Raw genomic sequence first — 18675 nt, 5'->3', positions numbered from 1 at the left:
ATCAGTCCACCGCCGCGTTCTTGGTCGCCTTGGGCAGCGCGATCGCGGTGACGCCGTAGTGGTCGAGGATCTTGGTGTAGGTGCCGTCCTCGATCAGCGCCTGCAAGGCCTGGGTCATCGCGTCGGACAGCTCGGGCAGGTTCTTGGCGACCGCGATGCCGTTGGGGGAGGCACCGGAGCCGCCGACGGCATTGGTGTCGGTCACCGCGTCGAACGCGGCCCCGCCGTCGGCGGTCTTGGCCGTCCACGCGGCGGCCACCAGGTCGATGACGTCGGCGGCGACCTTGCCGCTGCGCAGGGCGAGCTGGGCGTCGGAGTCCTTGGGGTACACCTGGATCGAGATCGGCGCCTTGCCGGCCTGGGTGCAGACGCTCTGCCGGGCCTTGATCAGCTTCTCCTGGTTGGTGCCGGCCTGCACGGCCACGGCCTGGCCGCACAGGTCGGTGACCTGGCGCAGTCCGTGCGGATTGCCCTTGGCGACCAGCAGCCCGGTGCCGGAGTTGGAGTAGTCGACGAAGTCGACGACCTGCTGGCGCTCCTTCTTGTCGGTCATGCCGGCCATCGCGGCGTCGAACTTCCCGGCCTGCAGCGCGGGCAGGATGCCGTCGAACTTCTGCGCACCGAAGACGAATCGGACGCCGAGCTTGGCTCCGAGCGCCTGGCCGAGGTCGTAGTCGATGCCGGTCAGCTGCGTCGTCGACCCGTCGGCGTACATCTCGAACGGCGCGTAGGGGACGTCGGTGGCGACCCGCACCTGGCCGGCGGCCTTGACCGGGCCGGGCAGCTTGGCGTGCAGGGACGCGTCCGCGCTCACCTGGACGCCCGGGAGGACGGTGACCGGGCCCGCCGCCTGGCCGGCCGCGCCGGTGCTGGAGGTGCTGGAGGAGCAGGCCGCGACGGCGGCGAGGGAGAGCGAGGCGGCCACGGCGGCGGCGTGGAGACGGGCGCGTCTGAGGGGCATGGGGGAAGGACCTCCGGGATCGGGGGGGTACGCGGATGCGCTGCCAGAGAAGTTACAGACGAAGTCGAAGAAGAGCCATATGTAATACGGGTTACGTTCAGATAACGACCGCAGCGATCCCGCTCCGCCCATCCCCGGGTCAGTCGGCCTCGATCCTGATGGCCCTTCAGCTGGGACTTCTCTTCTGCGGCGTCAGGTCGGATGCATTCCGCTTCCGTTACATCTTCCGTATGGGCATCCGTATCTGTATGTTCCGTTCCGGCCGCTTCTGTGGCGGCCTCCCCCACACCACAGATGGAGATGCAGCATGCGTCGCACCCCTCGGATCCCCCTGCCGAGAAGACTCGCCCTTACCGCGGTCGCCGCCGCGACCGCCCTGGCCGGAGCGCTCGCCGCCCCGGCCACCGCGGCCCACGCTTCCGTGACCCGCTACCGGGCCGGCTCCGCCGCGGACGTGAGCCGGTCGTCCTGGAGCGGGCCCGCGTTCACCTTCAACGGAGACGGCGCGGTCGTCACCGACACCATGACGAAGGCCGTCACCGCCATCACCGGCGGCACCGGCACCATGGACGTCACCGTCCTGGCCGACTCCGCCGCCACCAGCGGCAGCCAGACCCCCGAGTGCGACGTCATCATGACGCTGCCCGGCATCAACTCCTGCACCACCGACATCGTCCCCGACGCCGCGAGCGCCGCCGACTCGCAGGTGAACACGGACGTCCGCAACGCGGAGTTCGTCTACTTCGCCGGTGGCAACCAGTGCGTCTACGCCTCCTGGAAGGGCACCCCCCTGCAGGCCTCCGTCCAGTCCGTGGTCGCCAAGGGCGGTGGCTCCGGTGGGGGCAGCGCGGGCACCCACATCAACAGCGCGGTCGTCTACGACGCCTGCGGCAACGGCGGGAGCGGCACCGACTCTCCCACCGCCCTGGCCAACCCGTACGACCCCTCCATCAGCTTCACCACCGGCATGTTCAACTGGCCCAACTACGCGGGCACGATCAACGACTCGCACTTCGTCACCCGCGACCGGATGGGCCGCACCATGGCCTTCGTCGCCCGCGCCCTCAAGGACGGTCTGACCACCGGCGGCAAGGCCTGGGGAGTGGGCGTGGAGCAGGGCGGCGGCTCCCTGTTCATGGACAAGAACGGCCTGGCCACCCTGAGCGGCGCCGACGCCTACGTCGTGCTGGGAGACCACCAGCCCGAGCAGGCCGTCTCCGGCAAGCCCCTCACCTTCTCCGGCTACAAGATCTGGCACCTGACCGCAGGTCAGACCTTCGACTTCAAGAACCGCCCCACCTGCGGCTACTACCTCAAGAGCGTCACCGCCGGCGTCGCCGACGCCGGCCTGTACAGCGGCACCCCGGTGACCACCTGCCAGAGCGGCGGCAACACCGTCACCGTGGCCAGCCCCGGCGCCCAGACCACCGCGCCCGGCAGCGCCGTGTCGCTGCAGCTGTCGGCCACCGACTCCGCCGCCGGCCAGAGCCTGACCTGGAACGCCGGCGGCCTGCCCGCCGGGCTCACGGTCAACGCCGCCACCGGCCTGATCTCCGGCACCCCCGGCGCGGCGGGCAGCTACAGCGTCGCCGTCACCGCCACCGACTCCACCGGCGCCTCCGGCAGCACCACCTTCAGCTGGACCGTCGGCGCCTCCGCCGGCTCGACGTACGCCGAAGTCGAGCCCAACGACAGCCGCAGCGCCGCCGACGACATCACGGGCCTCGGCTACCCGCTCACCGTCTCCGGCAGCATGAAGAGCAGCAGCGACCGCGACTACTTCAAGCTCGCCCTGACCAGCGGGCAGAAGATCACCGTCAACTGCGCGATCCCCAGCGCCTACGACGCCGACCTCTACCTCCTCGACAGCTCCGGCGCCGACCTCGTACGGTCCGTCAACAACGGCTACGGCGCCGCCGAGTCCGTCACGTACACCGCCGGCTCGACCGGTACCTACTACCTGGACGTGGAGGCCTACGCCGGCTCCGGCAGCGCCACGTACGGCTGCACCCTGACCAAGGCCTGACCGGCGGGGGCGGGGCCGGACCGCAGACCGGTCCGGCCCCGCCCCGACGCCTCCGCCGCCGGGACCGGCCGGCGGCGGAGGCGCACAGCTCATGCGTCGTTCCTCCGCTCGGGGTGGGAGGGCCACCAGAAGCGGCGGCCGGCGAGCAGGACGAGGGCGGGCACGACCACGGTGCGCACCAGGAGGGTGTCCAGGAGGACGCCGAGGCCGACGATGACGCCGATCTGGGTGAGCGTGATGAGCGGCAGGACGCCGAGGACGGCGAACACCGCGGCGAGGAGGACGCCGGCGCTGGTGATGACCCCGCCGGTCGAGGCGAGGGCGCGCAGGACGGCGCGGCGGGTGTCGTGGCCGGCGAGGGTGTCCTCGCGGGTGCGGGCGATGAGGAAGATGTTGTAGTCGACGCCGAGCGCCACCAGGAACAGGAACGACAGCAGCGGGACGTTGGTGTCCAGGGCGGGGAAGTCGTAGACGGTGCGGAAGACGATCCAGCTCGCGCCGAGGGCGGCGAAGTAGGAGGCGATGACCGTGGCGACCAGCAGCAGCGGTGCCACCACGGCGCGCAGCAGGGCGACGAGCACGATCAGGACGATCGCGAGCACCAAGGGGACGACGACGCGGGTGTCGTGGGTATTGGCGCGGGCGGTGTCCAGCGCCTGGGCGGTGGCCCCGCCGACCAGGGCCTGGGAGCCGGGGACCTGGGCGACCTCCCGGCGCAGCCGGTCGATGGTGCGGTCGGAGGCGGGGGTGCCGGGGGCGGCGTCGAGGACCACGTCGGCGCGGGCCCAGCGGTCGGTCTGCGAGCCCGGGGTGACGGAGGAGACGCCCGGTACCCGGCGAGCGGCCTCGCGGACCTGGTCGCCGGTGGCGGGGGTGGCGAGGAGGGTGAGGGGGTCGACGGAGCCGGCGGGCTGGACGGTGGCCAGGGTCCGCTGCCCGAGGATGGCTTCGGGGGTCGTGCGGAAGGAGTCGGCCTGGGCCAGCCCGGTCTTGAGACCGAGGGTGCCGGAGGCGAGGACGAGCAGGACGGCGCAGCCGGCCACGGCGACCTGGGCGGGGCGCTTGGCGACGGTCTGCCCGACCCGGGTCCAGAGGCCGCGGCGGTCGGCGGCGACCGGATCACCGACCTTGGGGACCAGGGGCCAGAACAGCCAGCGGCCGGGCAGCACGAGGGCGGCCGGCAGCACGAGCAGGCCGAACACCATGGCAGTGAGGATGCCGACGGCGCCGGCGAAGCCGAGGCCGCGGTTGCCGGTCAGTTCGGCGGCCAGCAGGGTGAGCAGGCTGAGCACGACGGTGGTGCCGCTGGCCAGGACGGCGGGGGCGGTGCCGCGCCAGGCCCGGGCCATCGCGGTGAACCTGTCCTCGGTGAGGTGGAGTTCGTCGCGGTAGCGGGAGACCAGCAGCAGGGCGTAGTCGGTGCCCGCGCCGAAGACCAGGACCGAGAGGATCCCGGCGGCGGAGGCATCGACCGTCACGCCGGCGTGCGGGGCGAGTGCGCCGACCAGCACGTCGGCGGCCCGGTCGGCGGCGCCGACCACCAGCAGGGGGACGAGCCACAGGATCGGGCTGCGGTACGTGATCAGCAGCAGCACGGCGACGACCGAGGCGGTGGCGATCAGCAGGGTGGTGTCGGCGCCCTGGAAGACCTTGCCGATGTCGGCGCGTACGGCGGGTGCCCCGGTCACCTGGGCGCGCAGCGGAGCCGGCAGGTCCTGGGAGGCGGTCTGGCGCACCCGCGCCACGGCCGCGCTGTTCTCGGAGTCCGGCGCCCCGGTGGGGAGCAGGACCGCGACGGTGGCGACCTTGCCGGCGGTGACCTGCGGATGCGAGGCGCCCGGGGCCGGCCCCAGCGCGGCGAGCTGCGCGGCCCGGCCCGCGATGAGCTGCTGCTGCGCGCTGGTGAGCGGGCTGTCGTCGGTGTTGCTGAAGACGACGATCGCCGGGGCGGCGGCGCCGGAGGGGAAGGTCTTGACGATCTCGGCGACCTTGGCGGACTGGGAGGAAGCGGGCAGGCCGGTGCCCGTGGCCTCGGTGGTGCTCGCGCCGGCGGGGCCGAGGGCGAACACCGCACCGAGGCCGAGGACGGTCAGCAGCAGCACGAGCCAGGCCGTCAGACGCGGCCGGCGTGGACGATCGGGTGCGGGGGAGCGGTCGACGCCGTGCCGGAGCGGGCGCATCGAGGTCGGGGGCACGGGGCACACCTCTGAGGTAGTTAAGTGACTTAGCGATTTCTACCGTGTCAGAATTGCCGCCATGGCGCAACAACCACCTTTCGAAGCCACCGGCCCTTTGGATGGCACCGCGCCGCACCGACCCGCCGACCCGCCGGACGTGCCGGACGTGCCGGACGTGCCGGAGGGTGACGCGCTGTCGGGTGCGCTGCGCCAGGTGCTGACGCTCACCCAGTTGTCGCGGGCGGCGCTGGCCGAGCGGCTGCGCATGCCGCGCTCGCACGTCGAGGCCGTCGAGCACGTGATCATGGCGCAGGGCGCCGGTGCCCCGATCGGCCCCGTCGAGTTGTCCCGCCGGCTCGGGGTCACCAGCGCCGCCGGGACCCAGTCGGTCAACCGGCTCGTCACCGACGGCCACCTGACCCGCGCCCCCCACCCCGAGGACGGACGCCGCCAGGTCCTGGACGTGACCGACAGCGGCTTCCGGCACGTGATGGGAGAGCTCGCTCCCCTGCTCGGTCTCCTGGTCCACGCCGCCGACGACCTCGACGACCAGGAGCGGGCCGCCGCGCAGCGCTACCTGGAGCGCGTGGCGGCCGCCTACCGCCGCTACCTCGCAGCCGACACCGACACCGACGCCGACACCGGAGCGGCGCCGGGCGCGGGATAGCCGCAGCGCGAGCCGGGGCAATCCGTACGGCCGTCCCGATCCGAACGATCCGAAGGCGCCGGTGACCGTCCCGGCGGCTCGGAGAGGACGGTGGGTCGGATGTCGCAGGACATGGCCGAGGTGATCGTGGTCGGGGCCGGTCTGGCCGGGCTCGCCTGTGCGCGGGACCTGGCCGCCGCCGGGCGGGAGGTGCTGCTGGTCGAGGCCGCGGAGGCCGTGGGCGGGCGGATGCGCACCGACCTGGTGCGGGGCTTCCGGCTGGACCGGGGGTTCCAGGTGTTCAACCCGGCCTACCCGCAGGTGCGGCGGCGGATCGACCTGGCGGCGCTCCGGCTGCACCCGTTCACACCCGGGTTCCTGGTGGCCGACGGCCGTGGCGGGCGGCTGCGGGTGGCGGATCCGCTCCACCGGCCCGCGCAGGCGCTCGGGCTGCTCACCGGTCGCTCGCTCCCGGTGGCCGACCTGGCGGCGCTGGCCGCGCTGACCCTCCGGGACGGGCTGGTGCCCGCCCGGGTGCTCAAGCGCGGGCGGGAGACGGGCACCGAGGAGGCGCTGCGGCGGGCCGGGCTGTCGCGGCGCACGGTGGACGGGGTGCTGCGGCCGTTCCTGTCCGGGGTGTTCCTGGAGGACGGGTTGGAGACCTCGAGCCGGATGTTCCACCTGGTCTGGCGCAGCATGGTGCGGGGCCGGCTCGGTCTGCCGGAACGGGGAGTCGGGGCCGTCCCGGCGCAGTTGGCTGCCGGGCTGGCGCCGGACCGGCTGCTGCTCGACAGCCCGGTGGAGCGGCTGACGGCCGACGGCGTGGAGCTGGCGGGGGGTGCTCGCCTGCGGGCCCGGGCCGTCGTGGTCGCCACCGGCGCGGCTCGGGCGGCCCGGCTGCTGCCGGGGCTGGTGGTGCCGGCGGCCCGGGCGGTCACCACCTTCTACCACGCGGCCCCGGTCAGCCCGCTGCGCGAGCCGACCCTGGTGGTGGACGCGGAGCGGCGGGTGCTGAACACCGTGGTGCTGTCGGAGGTGGTGCCCGGTTGCTCGCCGGACGGCCGGGCACTGGTCTCCACCTCGGTGCTGGGCACGGCGGCGCAGGAGGGGGAGGTGCGGCGGCGGGCCGGCGAGCTGTACGGGGTGGACCCCGGCTCGTGGGAGCCGCTGGCCGCGTACCGGATCGCCGAGGCGCTGCCGGCGCTGCCGGCCCCGGCCGTGCTCAGCCGGGGCACCCGCTTCGGGCCTGGGCGCTACGTGTGCGGGGACCACCGGGCCACGGGCTCGGTCCAGGGCGCGCTAGCCTCCGGTGCGCGGGCGGCCCATGAGGTCCTGGCGGACCTGGGCGGCTGACGGGTCGTCAGGGTGGGGCCTGGCCGCGGGCGGCCTCGGCGGCCAGGACCTCGGGGAGGCCGGTGAGGCGGTGCAGGCCGGCAGCGGCCCGGGCCGTGCGGTGGTTGGCGGCGAGCAGGTCGTGGTGGCGGTGGACGAAGGCCCAGTAGCCGGTGGTGAACGGGCAGGCGCGCTCGCCGAGGCGTTCGGTGGGGCGGTAGGCGCAGGGGCCGCAGTGGTCGCTCATCCGGTGCAGGTACGCGCCGCCGGCCGCGTAGGGCTTGGTGGTGACCAGGCCGCCGTCGGCGTACTGGGACATGCCGATCACGTTGGCGGCCATCACCCAGTCGTAGCCGTCGACGAAGCAGCGGTGGAACCAGTCGGTGAGTTCGCGCGGGTCCCAGCCGTGCTGGAGAGCCCAGTTGCCGAGCACCATCAGGCGGGGGATGTGGTGCACCCAGCCGTGGTCGCGGACCTCGGCGAGCACCCGGGAGAGGCAGCGGGCCGTGACGGCCTCGGCCTCCAGCTCGCGGAACCACGCGGGCAGCGGCTCGTGGTGGCCCAGGTGGTTGGCATCGCGGTAGCCCTCGCCGAAGTGCCAGTAGAGCTGCCAGACGTACTCGCGCCAGCCGGCGATCTGCCGGACGAAGCCCTCGGCGCTGTTGAGCGGCACCCGCCCGGCCCGGTGGGCCGCCTCGGCGCCGCGCACGCACTCGCCGGGGTCGAGCAGACCGAGGTTGAGCGGGACGGAGAGCGCGCTGTGGGCCAGCCACGGGTCGGCGTGCAGCATGGCGTCCTCGTACCGGCCGAACTCGGGGAGGCGGTGGGTGAGGAAGTGGGCGAGCGCCCGCTCGGCCTCCGCGCGGGTGGCGGCGAAGCGGCGGGGGCCGTCGCGGCCGAGGAAGCTGACCTCGCCCGCGCGCTCCCAGCGGTCCAGGTCGGCCCGGACGCCCTGGTCGATCGCGTCCTCCTCGGGGGCGAAGGGCGGGGGCACCGGCAGGGTGGCGACTCCCTTGGGCGGGGGTTCGCGGTTCTCCCGGTCGAGGTTCCAGTGCCCGCCGACCGGGCTGCCGTCGGGCTCCAGCAGCAGGTGCTCGGCGCGGCGCACCCGGTGGTAGAAGTCCTCCAGCAGCAGGCGCCGTCCGCCGGGCGGGCCGGCCCAGCGGCGGAAGTCGGCGAACGGGACCAGGAAGCCGCGCGGCGGCAGCACCGTGACCTGGGGCAGGCCCTCGACCAGTCCGAGGGCCGCCCGGGAGGTCGGGTGGCAGACGGTGACCCGGCGGCGGCCGACCGCCCGGGCCAGGCCCTCCCGGTAGGTCTCCGCCTGCACGTAGCGCACCCGGTCGCCGAGTTCGGCCGCCGTATGGCGCATCGCCGAGAGCACCAGGTGGGCCTTGGCGCGGTGGAAGCGGCGCCGGCGCAGCACCGAGCGGGCCTCGATCAGCACGATCGGCGCCTCCGGGTCGGGCCCGCCCTCGCCGGGGGAGCGGAAGTGCGGCCCGAGCTGGTCGCCGAAGAGCCAGTGCGGGCGCGGCCCGGTCATGCCGGGCGCCCCGGGAGGCCGGCCGGCCCGGCCCGGTGGGCGGGGGCCGGGGCGGTGCTGCGCTCGGCCTGGCGCGGGTGCCGGTGCTGCCAGTACGGGTTGTCCAGCGGCAGCTTGCCGCTCACCCGGCCGTACATGCCGAAGGTGGCGATCACCAGCCCCATGACGAAGCTGAAGAGCACGTTCGGGATGCGGAAGGCCAGGACGTTGGCGGAGGAGTCCAGCAGCGCGAGGTTGACGAACCCGCTGAGGACGAACAGCGTGCCGACGGTGATGTTGACCGTGGAGGCCACGTTGCCGCCGATCACCGCGCCGGCGATCAGCACCACGGCCGTCACCACCGACACCAGGCTGAGCAGGCCGTTGCTGGAGAGGCCGGCGATCCGTTCGCCGCTGGTGCTGAAGAAGGGCAGTCCGTCCGCGAGGCCGAGCGCGCCGAAGACCAGCAGGGCCACCCCGCAGAGTCCGGCGCCGACGCGGTAGACCTGGGAGAGACGGTGGTCGACCGGCAGTTCCTCGTGCAGTTTCATGGCGGGCTCCGTTCCGGGTGACTCGGGCCGCCCGTGCGGTGGTCGGCCTCTCCCGAAGCCTCGGACACGGGCGCGGCCGGGCACAGTCGCAGCGCTGCCGCAGCGTTTGGGGCGGCGACGCGGCCCGGGGTGAAACGATGCACAAACGGTACGAGTGGGCCCGTGGGAGCGAAACGCTGCACGGTGGCCGGGTGAGTGCATCGAGGAGTACCGATCGGCCCGGCCCGGTGGCCGAAGACCTGCCCCGCCTGCTGCAACGGGCCGGGCGGGGTGACGAGGCGGCCTTCGAGGCGCTGTACCACGCGGTCGCCGGGCCGGTGTACGGGGTGGCGCTGCGGACGCTGCGCAGCCAGGTGCACGCCGAGGAGGTGGCGCAGGAGGTGCTGCTCGAACTCTGGCGCACCGCCGCCGCGTACCGGCCCGAGCGCGGGTCGGTGCTGACCTGGGCGCTGACCATCGCGCACCGGCGGGCCGTGGACCGCGTGCGGGCCACCCAGGCCTCGGTCGAACGCGACCGGCGGGTCTGGGTGCGGGAGGCGGCGGCGCCGAGCGAGCCGCCGGAGGAGCAGGCGGTGCGATCGCTCGACCGGCAGCGGGTGCGGCAGGCGCTGGCGCAGCTGAGCGCCGCGCAGCGCGAGGCCGTGGTGCTCGCGTACTACGGCGGGTACACCCAGCGGGAGATCGCGTGTCGGGTCGGGGTGCCGCTCGGCACCGTCAAGACCCGGATCCGAGACGGTCTGATCCGCCTGCGCGCCGTGGTCGGCCCCGAGACCGAGCGGGCCGCGGTGGACGGGTTGCGCTCCTGCGCCTGACGCTGCACAAGCGGTGCGACTTCGGCCGGTGGGGCGCTCGGGTGGAGGGTGGAGTTCCGGTTCGATCAGCATTCCGGCCCCGGGAGGACGTCATGACCCTCGACCAGCGGATCCACACCCACGAGTTCCCCGTGCCCGACCACCCCCCGATCGAGACGCCCGAGTGCGAGTCCTCGACCGGCCACGGCATCTCGACCCCGGAGTCGGTGGAGCTGCACACCGCCTGGCCCGGCTGGATCCCGCTGCTGGTGATCGCCGTTATGGTGGTGAGCTGCGTCGGCTTCGCCGTAGGGAGGATCGCGGGATGGTGACCTCCGGGGCTGATCCGCTGGAGGCCGAGCGCGTGGAGCTCGGTCCTCCGGAGGAGGTCGGGCTGCCGACCGGTGGTGTGGCGCAGCGGCTCGGGGTGTCGCCGACCACGGTGCGGTCCTGGGAGCGGCGGTACGGCATCGGACCCGCGCACCGGGAGGCCGGGCACCACCGGCGGTGGAGCCCGCAGGACATCGCGGTGCTGGAGGCCATGTGCCGGCTGACGGCCCGTGGGGTGCCGCCGGGCGAGGCGGCCCGGGCGGCGCTGGCCGAGCGCGGCGTCGGTCAGGCTCCCGAACGGCCGAAGGCCGAGCCCGGGGGCAGGCCCGGTGGCAGCCGGGCGCTGCGGGTCGGGGCGGTGCGGCCGGAGTGCCGGGGGCTGGCCCGGGCGGCGGTGCGGCTGGACGCGCCGGAGGTGGTGCGGATCCTGGGCCAGGCCGTCGAGGCGCTCGGGGCGGTCGAGGCGTGGACCGAGGTCATGATGCCGGCGCTGCGGGCCGTGGGGCGCAAGTGGGCGGCGGACGGCGAGCAGTACGTCGAGGTGGAGCACCTGCTCTCCTGGCACGTCTCCACCGCGCTGCGGGGTGTGGCGGTGGGGCCGGCCCGGAGCCGGTCCGGGCCGCCGGTGCCGCCCGACCGGCCGGTGCCGCCGGTGCTGCTGGCGGCGGTGCCCGGTGAACAGCACACCCTCCCGCTGGAGGCGACGGCCGCGGCGCTGGCCGAACGGGGCCTGCCGTTCCGGATGTTGGGCGCGGCCGTGCCGCCGCGCGCCCTGCTGGACGCCGTCCGGCGGATCGGGCCGGGGGCCGTGATGCTCTGGTCGCAGGACCGGCGCGGGGCGGACCACGAGCTGGTGGCGCGGGTCTGCGGCTGCGCCTGGGGCCAGCGCGGCTCCCGTGGCGCCCCGGTGGTGCTCGCCGTCGGCCCGGGCTGGGCCCGGGGCGCCACACCGGCTGGTACCGAGAGCCCCCGCACCCTCGCCGCCGCCGTCGACCTCCTCGAGCAGGCCGTCACCCGCTGAGGGCCGCCGGTGCGCCCCTGGCCGGGTCGGCCGGGCCGACTGCTCGTCCCGGGCGACGGCGGTGGTGACGGCTCGGGTCCCGGCCCCGGCCGGCCGCGGCTCGGCGGCGGCCTCGAGCACCGTCGCCACGGTGGGGGAGAGCACCCGGTAGCTCCAGCCCGCGGGCACCCCGGCGTGCCCCGGACGGCGCAGCGGCCTCCCATTCGGCGCAGCCCGCCAGGTGAGGGGCGGTCGGAGTTCGCAGACTCGGAGATCGGGGCCCATCCCCGGAACCGGAGGAAGACCGATGAACCTGGCAACGCGTCGTACCACCATGGCGATCACCGTCGTCGCCCTCGCCCTGGGTGCCGCCGCCTGTGGCAGTGCCAAGCAGTCGAGCGGTTCGGGGGGTGCGAGCGGCGGCGGTGCCGCGCTGAAGATCGGGCTGCTGCTGCCGGAGTCGAAGACGACCCGGTACGAGCAGTTCGACCGGCCGCTGATCGAGGCGAAGCTCAAGGCGCTCAACCCGAACGTGACCATCGACTACTACAACGCCAACCAGGACGCGACGCAGCAGCAGACCCAGGTGGACACCGCGCTGACCAAGGGCGACAAGGTGCTGATCCTGGACGCGGTGGACGCCAAGGCGATCCAGTCCTCGGTGCAGAAGGCGCACGACGCGGGCGTCAAGGTGGTGGCCTACGACCGCCTGGCCCAGGGGCCGGTGGACGCGTACGTGTCCTTCGACAACAACAAGGTCGGCCAGCTGCAGGGCCAGGCCCTGGTGACGGCGGTCGGCAGCAAGGCCGGCAGCGGCAAGATCATCATGATCAACGGCTCGCCCACCGACCCGAACGCCGGCCAGTTCAAGGCGGGCGCGCACAGTGCGATCGACGGCAAGCTGACCATCGGCAAGGAGTACGACACCCCGAACTGGGACCCGAACAACGCCAACCAGGAGGCCGCCGCCGCGATCACCGCGATCAGCGGGCCGAGCGTGGTCGGCGTCTACTCGGCGAACGACGGGATGGCCGCCGGCATCGCGACCGCGCTGAAGGCCGCCAACCTGAGCGTGCCGCTGACCGGTCAGGACGCCCAACTGGACGCCGTGCAGCGGATCGTGGCGGGCACCCAGACCATGTCGATCTACAAGCCGTACAAGCCGGAGGCGGAGACGGCGGCCACCATGGCGGTCAACCTCGGCAACGGCACCGCGCTGGACTCCTCGGTGGCGCCGACCACCGCGACCAGCGGCAGCGGCACCACGGTCAAGTCCAACCTGATCACCCCGATCGTGCTGGACAAGACCAACATCATGACCACCGTGGTCAAGGACGGCCTCTACACCGTCGCCCAGATCTGCACCCCGGACTTCGCCGCGGCCTGCACCGCCGCCGGCGTGAAGTGACCCGGGGCTGACGAGGTGTCGACCGCAGCCGCCCCGGTCCTGGCCCTGCGCGGGGTCTCCAAACGGTTCGGCGCCGTCCAGGCGCTGACCGACATCGAGCTGGAGGTGCACGCCGGCGAGGTGGTCGCCCTGGTGGGCGACAACGGCGCCGGCAAGTCGACCCTGGTGAAGACCATCGCCGGGGTCAACCAGCCGGACGCCGGGGAGATCGAGTGGGAGGGTCGCCCGGTCACCATCCACCGCCCGCAGGACGCCCAGCAGCTCGGGGTGGCCACGGTCTACCAGGACCTCGCGCTCTGCGACAACCTGGACGTGGTGGGCAACCTCTTCCTCGGCCGGGAGCTCAAGCGATTCGGCATCCTGGACGAGGTCGCGATGGAGAAGCGCTCCCGGACCCTGCTCGACACGCTGTCGATCCGGATCCCCAGCGTGCGCATCCCGATCGCCTCGCTCTCCGGCGGCCAGCGCCAGGTGGTGGCGATCGCCCGCTCGCTGATCGGCTCGCCGAGGGTGGTCATCCTCGACGAGCCGACCGCCGCCCTCGGCGTCGAGCAGACCGCCCAGGTGCTCGACCTGGTCGAGCGGCTCCGCGACCAGGGCCTCGGGGTGATCCTGATCAGCCACAACATGGCCGACGTGATGGCGGTCGCCGACCGCGTCGCGGTGCTGCGGCTCGGTCGCAACAACGGCGTCTTCGAGCGCCGGGCGACCAGCCAGGAAGAGATCATCTCGGCCATCACCGGCGCCACGGACAACGCCGTGACCCGCCGGAAGGCCCGTGGCGCGGAGGGTGAGCGGTGACCGACGACCAGACCCCGCAGGGGGAGGGCCGGTACGAGGGCGGCCGCAAGCACCTGCCGGAGGACTCGATGCCCACCGGCGGGGTCAACGCCCCGGTGCCGGTGGCGGCCGGGGCCGCCCAGGCGGTGGACCCCCGGCTGATCGTCCGCCAGGAGGGCCTCAAGGGCTACCTGGTGGAGTTCCGCCGCCGGGTCACCAGCGGTGAGCTCGGCTCGCTGCCGGTGGTGCTGGCCCTGATCGTGATCTGGGCCGTCTTCGGCAGCCTCAACAGCAGCTTCCTCTCGGCCCAGAACCTCTCCAACCTCTCCCAGCAGATCGTCGGCACCGGCCTGATCGCGATCGGCGTGGTCTTCGTGCTGCTGCTCGGCGAGATCGACCTCTCGGTCGGCTCGGTCAGCGGCCTCTGCGCGGCGATCTTCGCGGTGATGGACGTGACGCACGGGGTCAACCAGTGGGTGGCGCTGATCTGCGCGATCCTCGGCGGCACCGTGGTCGGCCTGGTGCACGGCTTCTTCTTCGCCCGGATCGGGGTGCCGGCCTTCGTGGTCACCCTGGCCGGCAACCTGGGCTGGAACGGCCTGATGCTCCAGGTGCTCGGCGCGAACGGCACCGTCAACCTGAGCGGCAAGGACATCGTCTCGCGGCTCTACTCCACCATCTACGGGCAGCAGATCGCCGCCTACGGGCTGGCCGCGGCGGCCGTGGTGCTGTTCGCCGGCGCGGCCCTGGTGGACACCCGGCGGCGCAAGGCCGCCGGAGTGCCGTACCGGACGGTCAGCGACATCGTGCTGCGCACGGCGGTGCTGGCCGTGGTGGCCTTCCTGGCCGCCTACACCCTGAACCAGTACAAGGGGCTGCCGCTGGCCCTGCTGGTCTTCCTGGTCTTCGTGGTGGTGCTCGACTTCGTGCTGCGCCGCACGGCTTACGGGCGCAAGGTCTTCGCGCTGGGCGGCAACATCGAGGGCGCCCGCCGGGCCGGCATCAACGTGCCCTGGGTGCGGATGTCGGTCTTCGCGATCTGCTCCACCATGGCGGCCGTCGGCGGCCTCTTCCTCGCCGCGCAGATCCAGTCGGCCAGCCAGACCTCGGGCGGCGGCAACCTGCTGATGAACGCGATCGCCGCCGCCGTCATCGGCGGCACCAGTCTCTTCGGCGGCCGGGGCTCGACCTGGTCGGCCCTGCTCGGCGCCCTGGTGATCGGCTCGATCCAGTCGGGCATGAACATCCAGGGGCTGAGCAACGCCATCCAGTTCATGATCACCGGTGCGGTGCTGCTCGCGGCCGTGGTGATCGACTCGCTGGCCCGCCGCACCCAGAAGGCCTCGGGCCGGGCCTAGACGGCCCTAGCGGAGCACCCGGCTGCGAGTGAGGAGGTTGCCGATCAGGAGGTAGACGAGGGCCGGCAGGCCGTAGTCCAGCAGCACCTGCCCCACGTGGCTGGAGACCGAGAACAGGCCCCGGGACCAGGCGGCCAGCCAGTCGGCCGCGCTGTGGAACCAGCTGACCACCGCCTTGTCCTGGTGGGCGCCGACCAGGTCCAGCACGATCCAGATGCCCAGGACGAGGGCGGCCGCGTTGGCCAGCAGGAGGATGACCGAAGTTGTCCGTCTCATGGAAGGCGTGTGTCCGCGCCGAGGGCGGGCAAACCGGCCCTCCGGGCGCGGGCCGGCCGAGGCAGTCCGGCCGGGGCGGGTGTCGATGGCCGGGAGCGGGGCAGACGGGGGACCGTCGGCCGCCCCGCTTCGGGTGCGGGGGATCCGGACCGGCTGCCGAGGGACGGAGGGGTCGCATGATGCCGAGCACGGTCGAGGACGGAAGCGGAGCGGGTGGGGTGATCCGCACCCAGGTGCCGGCCAGGCTCGACCGGCTGCCCTGGTCGCGCTGGCACTGGCGGATCGTGATCGGCCTGGGCACCGTCTGGATCCTGGACGGCCTGGAGGTCACCGTCATCGGCAACATCGCCGGCCGGCTGGCCGAGCACGGCAGCGGGATCGACATCTCCGCCACCCAGGTGACCACTTGGGCCGCGGCCCTGTACGTGGCCGGGGCCTGCTGCGGTGCGCTGGTCTGCGGCCGGCTCGCCGACCGGTACGGCCGCAAGCGGCTGTTCATGGTGACGCTGGGCGTCTACCTGGCGGCCACCGCCGTCACGGCGCTCTCCTGGACGGCCTGGTTCTTCTTCCTCTGCCGGTTCGCGACGGGCCTCGGCATCGGCGGCGAGTACGCGGCCATCAATTCGGCGATCGACGAGCTGATCCCGGCCCGGCTGCGCGGGCGGATCGACCTGATCATCAACGGCACGTTCTGGATCGGCGCGGCCGTCGGGTCGCTGGCCTCGATCCTGCTGCTGAACACCGCCCTCTTCGCCACCGACCTCGGCTGGCGGCTGGCCTTCGCGATCGGGGTGGTGCTGGGGCTGGCCATCCTGCTGGTGCGCCGCCACGTGCCCGAGAGCCCGCGCTGGCTCTTCACCCACGGCCGGGCGCAGGAGGCCGAGGACCTGGTCGCCGGGATCGAACGGGCCGTCACCGAGGAGACCGGCCGCGAGCTGCCCGCGCCGGAGGGCAGCGTGACGATCCGGCCCAGGGCGGAGATCGGCTTCGGGACGGTGGCCCGGACGGTGCTGCGCACCTACCCCCGGCGCACGGTGCTGGGCCTGTCGCTCTTCGTTGGGCAGGCCTTCCTCTACAACGCGGTCACCTTCGGGTACGCGGTGATCCTGACCACCTTCTTCCAGGTGCCCAACGGAAGCACCGGCTACTACTTCGTGGTGATCGCCCTCGGCAACTTCTGCGGCCCGGTCCTGCTCGGGCGGTTCTTCGACACCGTCGGCCGCCGGCCCATGATCGCCGGCACCTACGTGCTCTCCGGGCTGCTGCTCTTCGGCACCGCCGCGCTCTTCCAAGCGGGCGCGCTGAGCGCCGTCTCGATGACCGCCTGCTGGACGGCGGTGCTGTTCTTCGCCTCGGCCGGGGCCAGCTCCGCGTACCTGACGGTCAGCGAGGTCTTCCCGCTGGAGATCCGCGCGCTGTGCATCGCCTTCTTCTACGCCGTCGGCACGGCCCTCGGCGGGATCACCGGCCCACTGCTCTTCAACGGCCTGGTCGGCAGCGGCCGTCCGGCCGACACCACGCTCGCCTTCTGCATCGGCGCGACCCTGATGGTCGCGGCCGGTCTGGTCGAGGCCGCGATCGGCGTGAAGGCCGAAGCCCGCAGCCTGGAGGAGCTCGCGGCTCCGCTCAGCGCCGCCGCCGAGGCGTAGCACCCGCCGGACGTGGGTGGAACGTGTGGGGGCGGTTTGCGGGGTTCTCATTCACCTGGTGAACCGGTGGGCACAGCTTGGGCACGTGGGGCTGGGCGAGGGGTGAGAACGGGGAGGTGAGAACGGGGGGTGAAAGCCGGCGGCCCGCCCCTCCGGGTGGGGAGGGGCGGGCCGGGGTGGGGGCGTGGGGGTGGGGTCAGCCGGTGAAGGCGGCGGTGCCGTTCGGGGTGCCGAGGCCGGTCGGGCCGTCGTAGCCGGCGCCCGCGGTGCAGAGGTAGGTCGGCGAGCAGGAGCCGTTGGAGCCCGTGGTCACGTCGTACAGCGAGGCCGTGTGGGCGTACGGGAACGAGGCCGGGTAGCTGCCCGCGGACGGGGTGCCCGCCAGCGCGTAGACCGAGGCGATGATCGGGGAGGAGGCGGAGGTGCCGCCGTACACGGCCCAGCCGGAGCCGCCGTAGGTCTGGTAGACCGCGACGCCGGTGGCCGGGTCGGCCACGGCCGAGACGTCCGAGATGGTGCGCTTGGCGCAGCCGCTGTCCTTCTGCCAGGTGGGCTTGGCGTCGTAGGCCGAGCAGCCGGAGCCGGTGCCCTCCGTGGAGTTGGTGTACCAGACCGACTCGTTCCAGCCACGGGCGCTCGAGTCGCGCTTGAGGGCGGTGCCGCCGACGGCGGTGACGTACTTCGAGGCAGCGGGGTACTGGGCGCCGTAGGCGGAGTCACCGGCCGAGACGGTGATGACCACGCCGGGGTGGTTGAAATAGCTGGAGTCGTAGCTGGTGTCGCCGGCGGATTCGGCGCCGCCGTAGCTGTTGGACACGAACTTGGCACCCTTGGCGACGGCGGTGTTCAGGCCGGTGCCGAGCGCGGTCTGGGAGGCGCTGGAGGCCTCGACCAGGATGACGTGGGCGTTGGGGGCGATCGCCGAGACCATGTCCAGGTCCAGGGATATCTCACCGGCCCAACTGCTGTTGGCACGCGGGTACTTGGTGCCGCCGTTCTGGTCCAGCTTCTTGAAGCAGCCGCTCGCGGTGGTGCAGGAGGGCAGGCCGTACGCCGCGCGGTAGGCGTTCATGTCGGCCTCGGCGTTCGGGTCGTCGTAGGCGTCCACGATCGCGATGGTCTGGCCGGCGCCGCCGTTCGCGGGCAGGTTGTAGGCGCTCAGCAGGTCGGCCGGGCCCAGGCCGGAAGGAGCGGCGGCGGGCACGGTGCCGCCCTTGTTGCTGACGACCTTGAGCGCGTTGCAGGCCACGGTGTCGCCCTTGGCGAGGGTGTCGCAGGCGCGGACCCAGGACGTGCCGCCCTTGGAGTAGACGTGCGGGGTGGCTTGGGCGTCGGCCGGGGCGGCGGTGGCCAGGGTGGCCAGGGCCAGGGTGGCTGCGCCGGTAACAGCCAGGGCTGCCTTGCGAGTTGCGGGCATGAGGGCGCGCAAGGGGGTGCCTCCTGTGGGGGACCGGCGCCGCGGCGTGGGGGTCGGTACGCGGTGCCCGGTGTGAGCTTGCGAGGAGGCTAGCCGGGTGGGCCGGGCCGTTCAATGGATCTTCGAAAGCCCGGACCAGTCCTTTACCCGACGCGGGTTGCATGTGAGGGCTCTTCATAAACAGAAAAGGGGACGGAAAACCGCGTACGGGAGTCGGAATAGGACGATCGTGCCCGAATGGTGCAACCCGGAGGCGGACTGGCTGAAATCGATCGGTCGACGGCCGGTGGTCGGGCGGGCGCAGCGGGCTGCGGGGGTGGTGCGAGGGGGCGCCTGAACAGCGCTGCGGGGCGGGAGGGTTGCGGGAAGCGACGCGGCGGGCACAGAGAGCTCCCAGTCTTTCTCAGCCAATCCACAGTTTTGATCTGTCATGGCTTGGACATTGCCTGCA

The 18675-nt window shown here is 73.2% G+C and carries 16 protein-coding genes; 10 read left to right on the top strand and 6 right to left on the bottom strand.

All coding sequences use genetic code 11. The annotated features are described in order from the left end of the window. Position 1 precedes the first annotated feature (1 nt). A complete protein-coding gene (locus tag CFP65_RS04855) occupies positions 2-961 on the bottom strand; it encodes an ABC transporter substrate-binding protein (RefSeq protein WP_104814910.1) in 960 nt (319 codons plus the stop codon). Positions 962-1268: 307 nt separating this feature from the next. Here CFP65_RS04855 and CFP65_RS04850 point away from each other — a divergent pair, with 307 nt between their 5' ends. Next, complete coding sequence (locus CFP65_RS04850) at positions 1269-2987, top strand: putative Ig domain-containing protein (RefSeq protein WP_104814909.1); 1719 nt, start codon at positions 1269-1271, stop codon at positions 2985-2987. Positions 2988-3076: 89 nt separating this feature from the next. On the opposite strand, the gene CFP65_RS04845 is transcribed toward CFP65_RS04850, so the two are convergent. Further along, complete coding sequence (locus CFP65_RS04845) at positions 3077-5182, bottom strand: MMPL family transporter (RefSeq protein ID WP_104814908.1); 2106 nt, start codon at positions 5180-5182, stop codon at positions 3077-3079. A 61-nt stretch (positions 5183-5243) separates the two neighbouring features. On the opposite strand from CFP65_RS04845, the gene CFP65_RS04840 reads away from it, so the two are divergent. Continuing rightward, entirely contained in the window at positions 5244-5831 is a 588-nt protein-coding gene (locus CFP65_RS04840; RefSeq protein WP_104814907.1) for a MarR family winged helix-turn-helix transcriptional regulator, read from the top strand. A gap of 99 nt (positions 5832-5930) precedes the next feature. After that, positions 5931-7163 (top strand): NAD(P)/FAD-dependent oxidoreductase, encoded by a 1233-nt coding sequence (locus CFP65_RS04835; protein WP_104814906.1) that lies wholly within the window; start codon positions 5931-5933, stop codon positions 7161-7163. 7 nt (positions 7164-7170) lie between these two features. Here CFP65_RS04835 and CFP65_RS04830 read toward each other — a convergent pair whose 3' ends face one another. Next, positions 7171-8685 (bottom strand): cryptochrome/photolyase family protein, encoded by a 1515-nt coding sequence (locus CFP65_RS04830; protein ID WP_104814905.1) that lies wholly within the window; start codon positions 8683-8685, stop codon positions 7171-7173. Beyond that, a complete protein-coding gene (locus tag CFP65_RS04825; protein WP_104814904.1) occupies positions 8682-9215 on the bottom strand; it encodes a DUF4383 domain-containing protein in 534 nt (177 codons plus the stop codon). The genes CFP65_RS04830 and CFP65_RS04825 overlap by 4 nt, the downstream gene beginning before the upstream one ends. 227 nt (positions 9216-9442) lie before the next feature. Here CFP65_RS04825 and CFP65_RS04820 point away from each other — a divergent pair, with 227 nt between their 5' ends. The 6 genes from CFP65_RS04820 (at position 9443) to CFP65_RS04795 (ending at position 14882) form a co-directional block, all read left to right on the top strand. Further along, positions 9443-10027, top strand: a complete 585-nt coding sequence (locus CFP65_RS04820; protein ID WP_254552238.1) for a sigma-70 family RNA polymerase sigma factor — start codon at positions 9443-9445, stop codon at positions 10025-10027. A gap of 92 nt (positions 10028-10119) precedes the next feature. Beyond that, on the top strand, positions 10120-10338 hold the full coding sequence (locus CFP65_RS04815; RefSeq protein WP_104814902.1) for a hypothetical protein: 219 nt from the start codon (positions 10120-10122) through the stop codon (positions 10336-10338). Further along, the gene (locus CFP65_RS04810; RefSeq protein ID WP_104814901.1) at positions 10332-11357 is read left to right on the top strand and encodes a MerR family transcriptional regulator; all 1026 of its coding nucleotides are present in this window, start codon (positions 10332-10334) and stop codon (positions 11355-11357) included. The genes CFP65_RS04815 and CFP65_RS04810 overlap by 7 nt, the downstream gene beginning before the upstream one ends. Before the next feature lie 286 nt (positions 11358-11643). Further along, on the top strand, positions 11644-12744 hold the full coding sequence (locus CFP65_RS04805; RefSeq protein ID WP_104814900.1) for a sugar ABC transporter substrate-binding protein: 1101 nt from the start codon (positions 11644-11646) through the stop codon (positions 12742-12744). 15 nt (positions 12745-12759) lie between these two features. Then, complete coding sequence (locus tag CFP65_RS04800; protein WP_104814899.1) at positions 12760-13545, top strand: ATP-binding cassette domain-containing protein; 786 nt, start codon at positions 12760-12762, stop codon at positions 13543-13545. A gap of 68 nt (positions 13546-13613) precedes the next feature. Further along, entirely contained in the window at positions 13614-14882 is a 1269-nt protein-coding gene (locus tag CFP65_RS04795; protein WP_104820658.1) for a sugar ABC transporter permease, read from the top strand. A gap of 6 nt (positions 14883-14888) precedes the next feature. Here the strand turns inward: CFP65_RS04795 and CFP65_RS04790 are convergent, their stop codons facing one another. Then, complete coding sequence (locus CFP65_RS04790; protein ID WP_104814898.1) at positions 14889-15158, bottom strand: hypothetical protein; 270 nt, start codon at positions 15156-15158, stop codon at positions 14889-14891. 176 nt (positions 15159-15334) lie between these two features. Between CFP65_RS04790 and CFP65_RS04785 the strand changes: the two genes are divergently transcribed. Next, positions 15335-16807, top strand: coding sequence for an MFS transporter (locus CFP65_RS04785; RefSeq protein ID WP_254552237.1), 1473 nt, complete (start codon positions 15335-15337; stop codon positions 16805-16807). Between the two features lie 196 nt (positions 16808-17003). Here the strand turns inward: CFP65_RS04785 and CFP65_RS04780 are convergent, their stop codons facing one another. Next, a complete protein-coding gene (locus CFP65_RS04780) occupies positions 17004-18224 on the bottom strand; it encodes a S53 family peptidase (protein WP_104814897.1) in 1221 nt (406 codons plus the stop codon). Between the last annotated feature and the right edge of the window lie 451 nt (positions 18225-18675).

The organism is Kitasatospora sp. MMS16-BH015, assembly GCF_002943525.1.
Lineage (GTDB): Bacteria > Actinomycetota > Actinomycetes > Streptomycetales > Streptomycetaceae > Kitasatospora.
The sequence above is the reverse complement of the archived record's forward strand: the minus strand, read 5'-3'. Positions and strand labels throughout refer to the sequence as shown.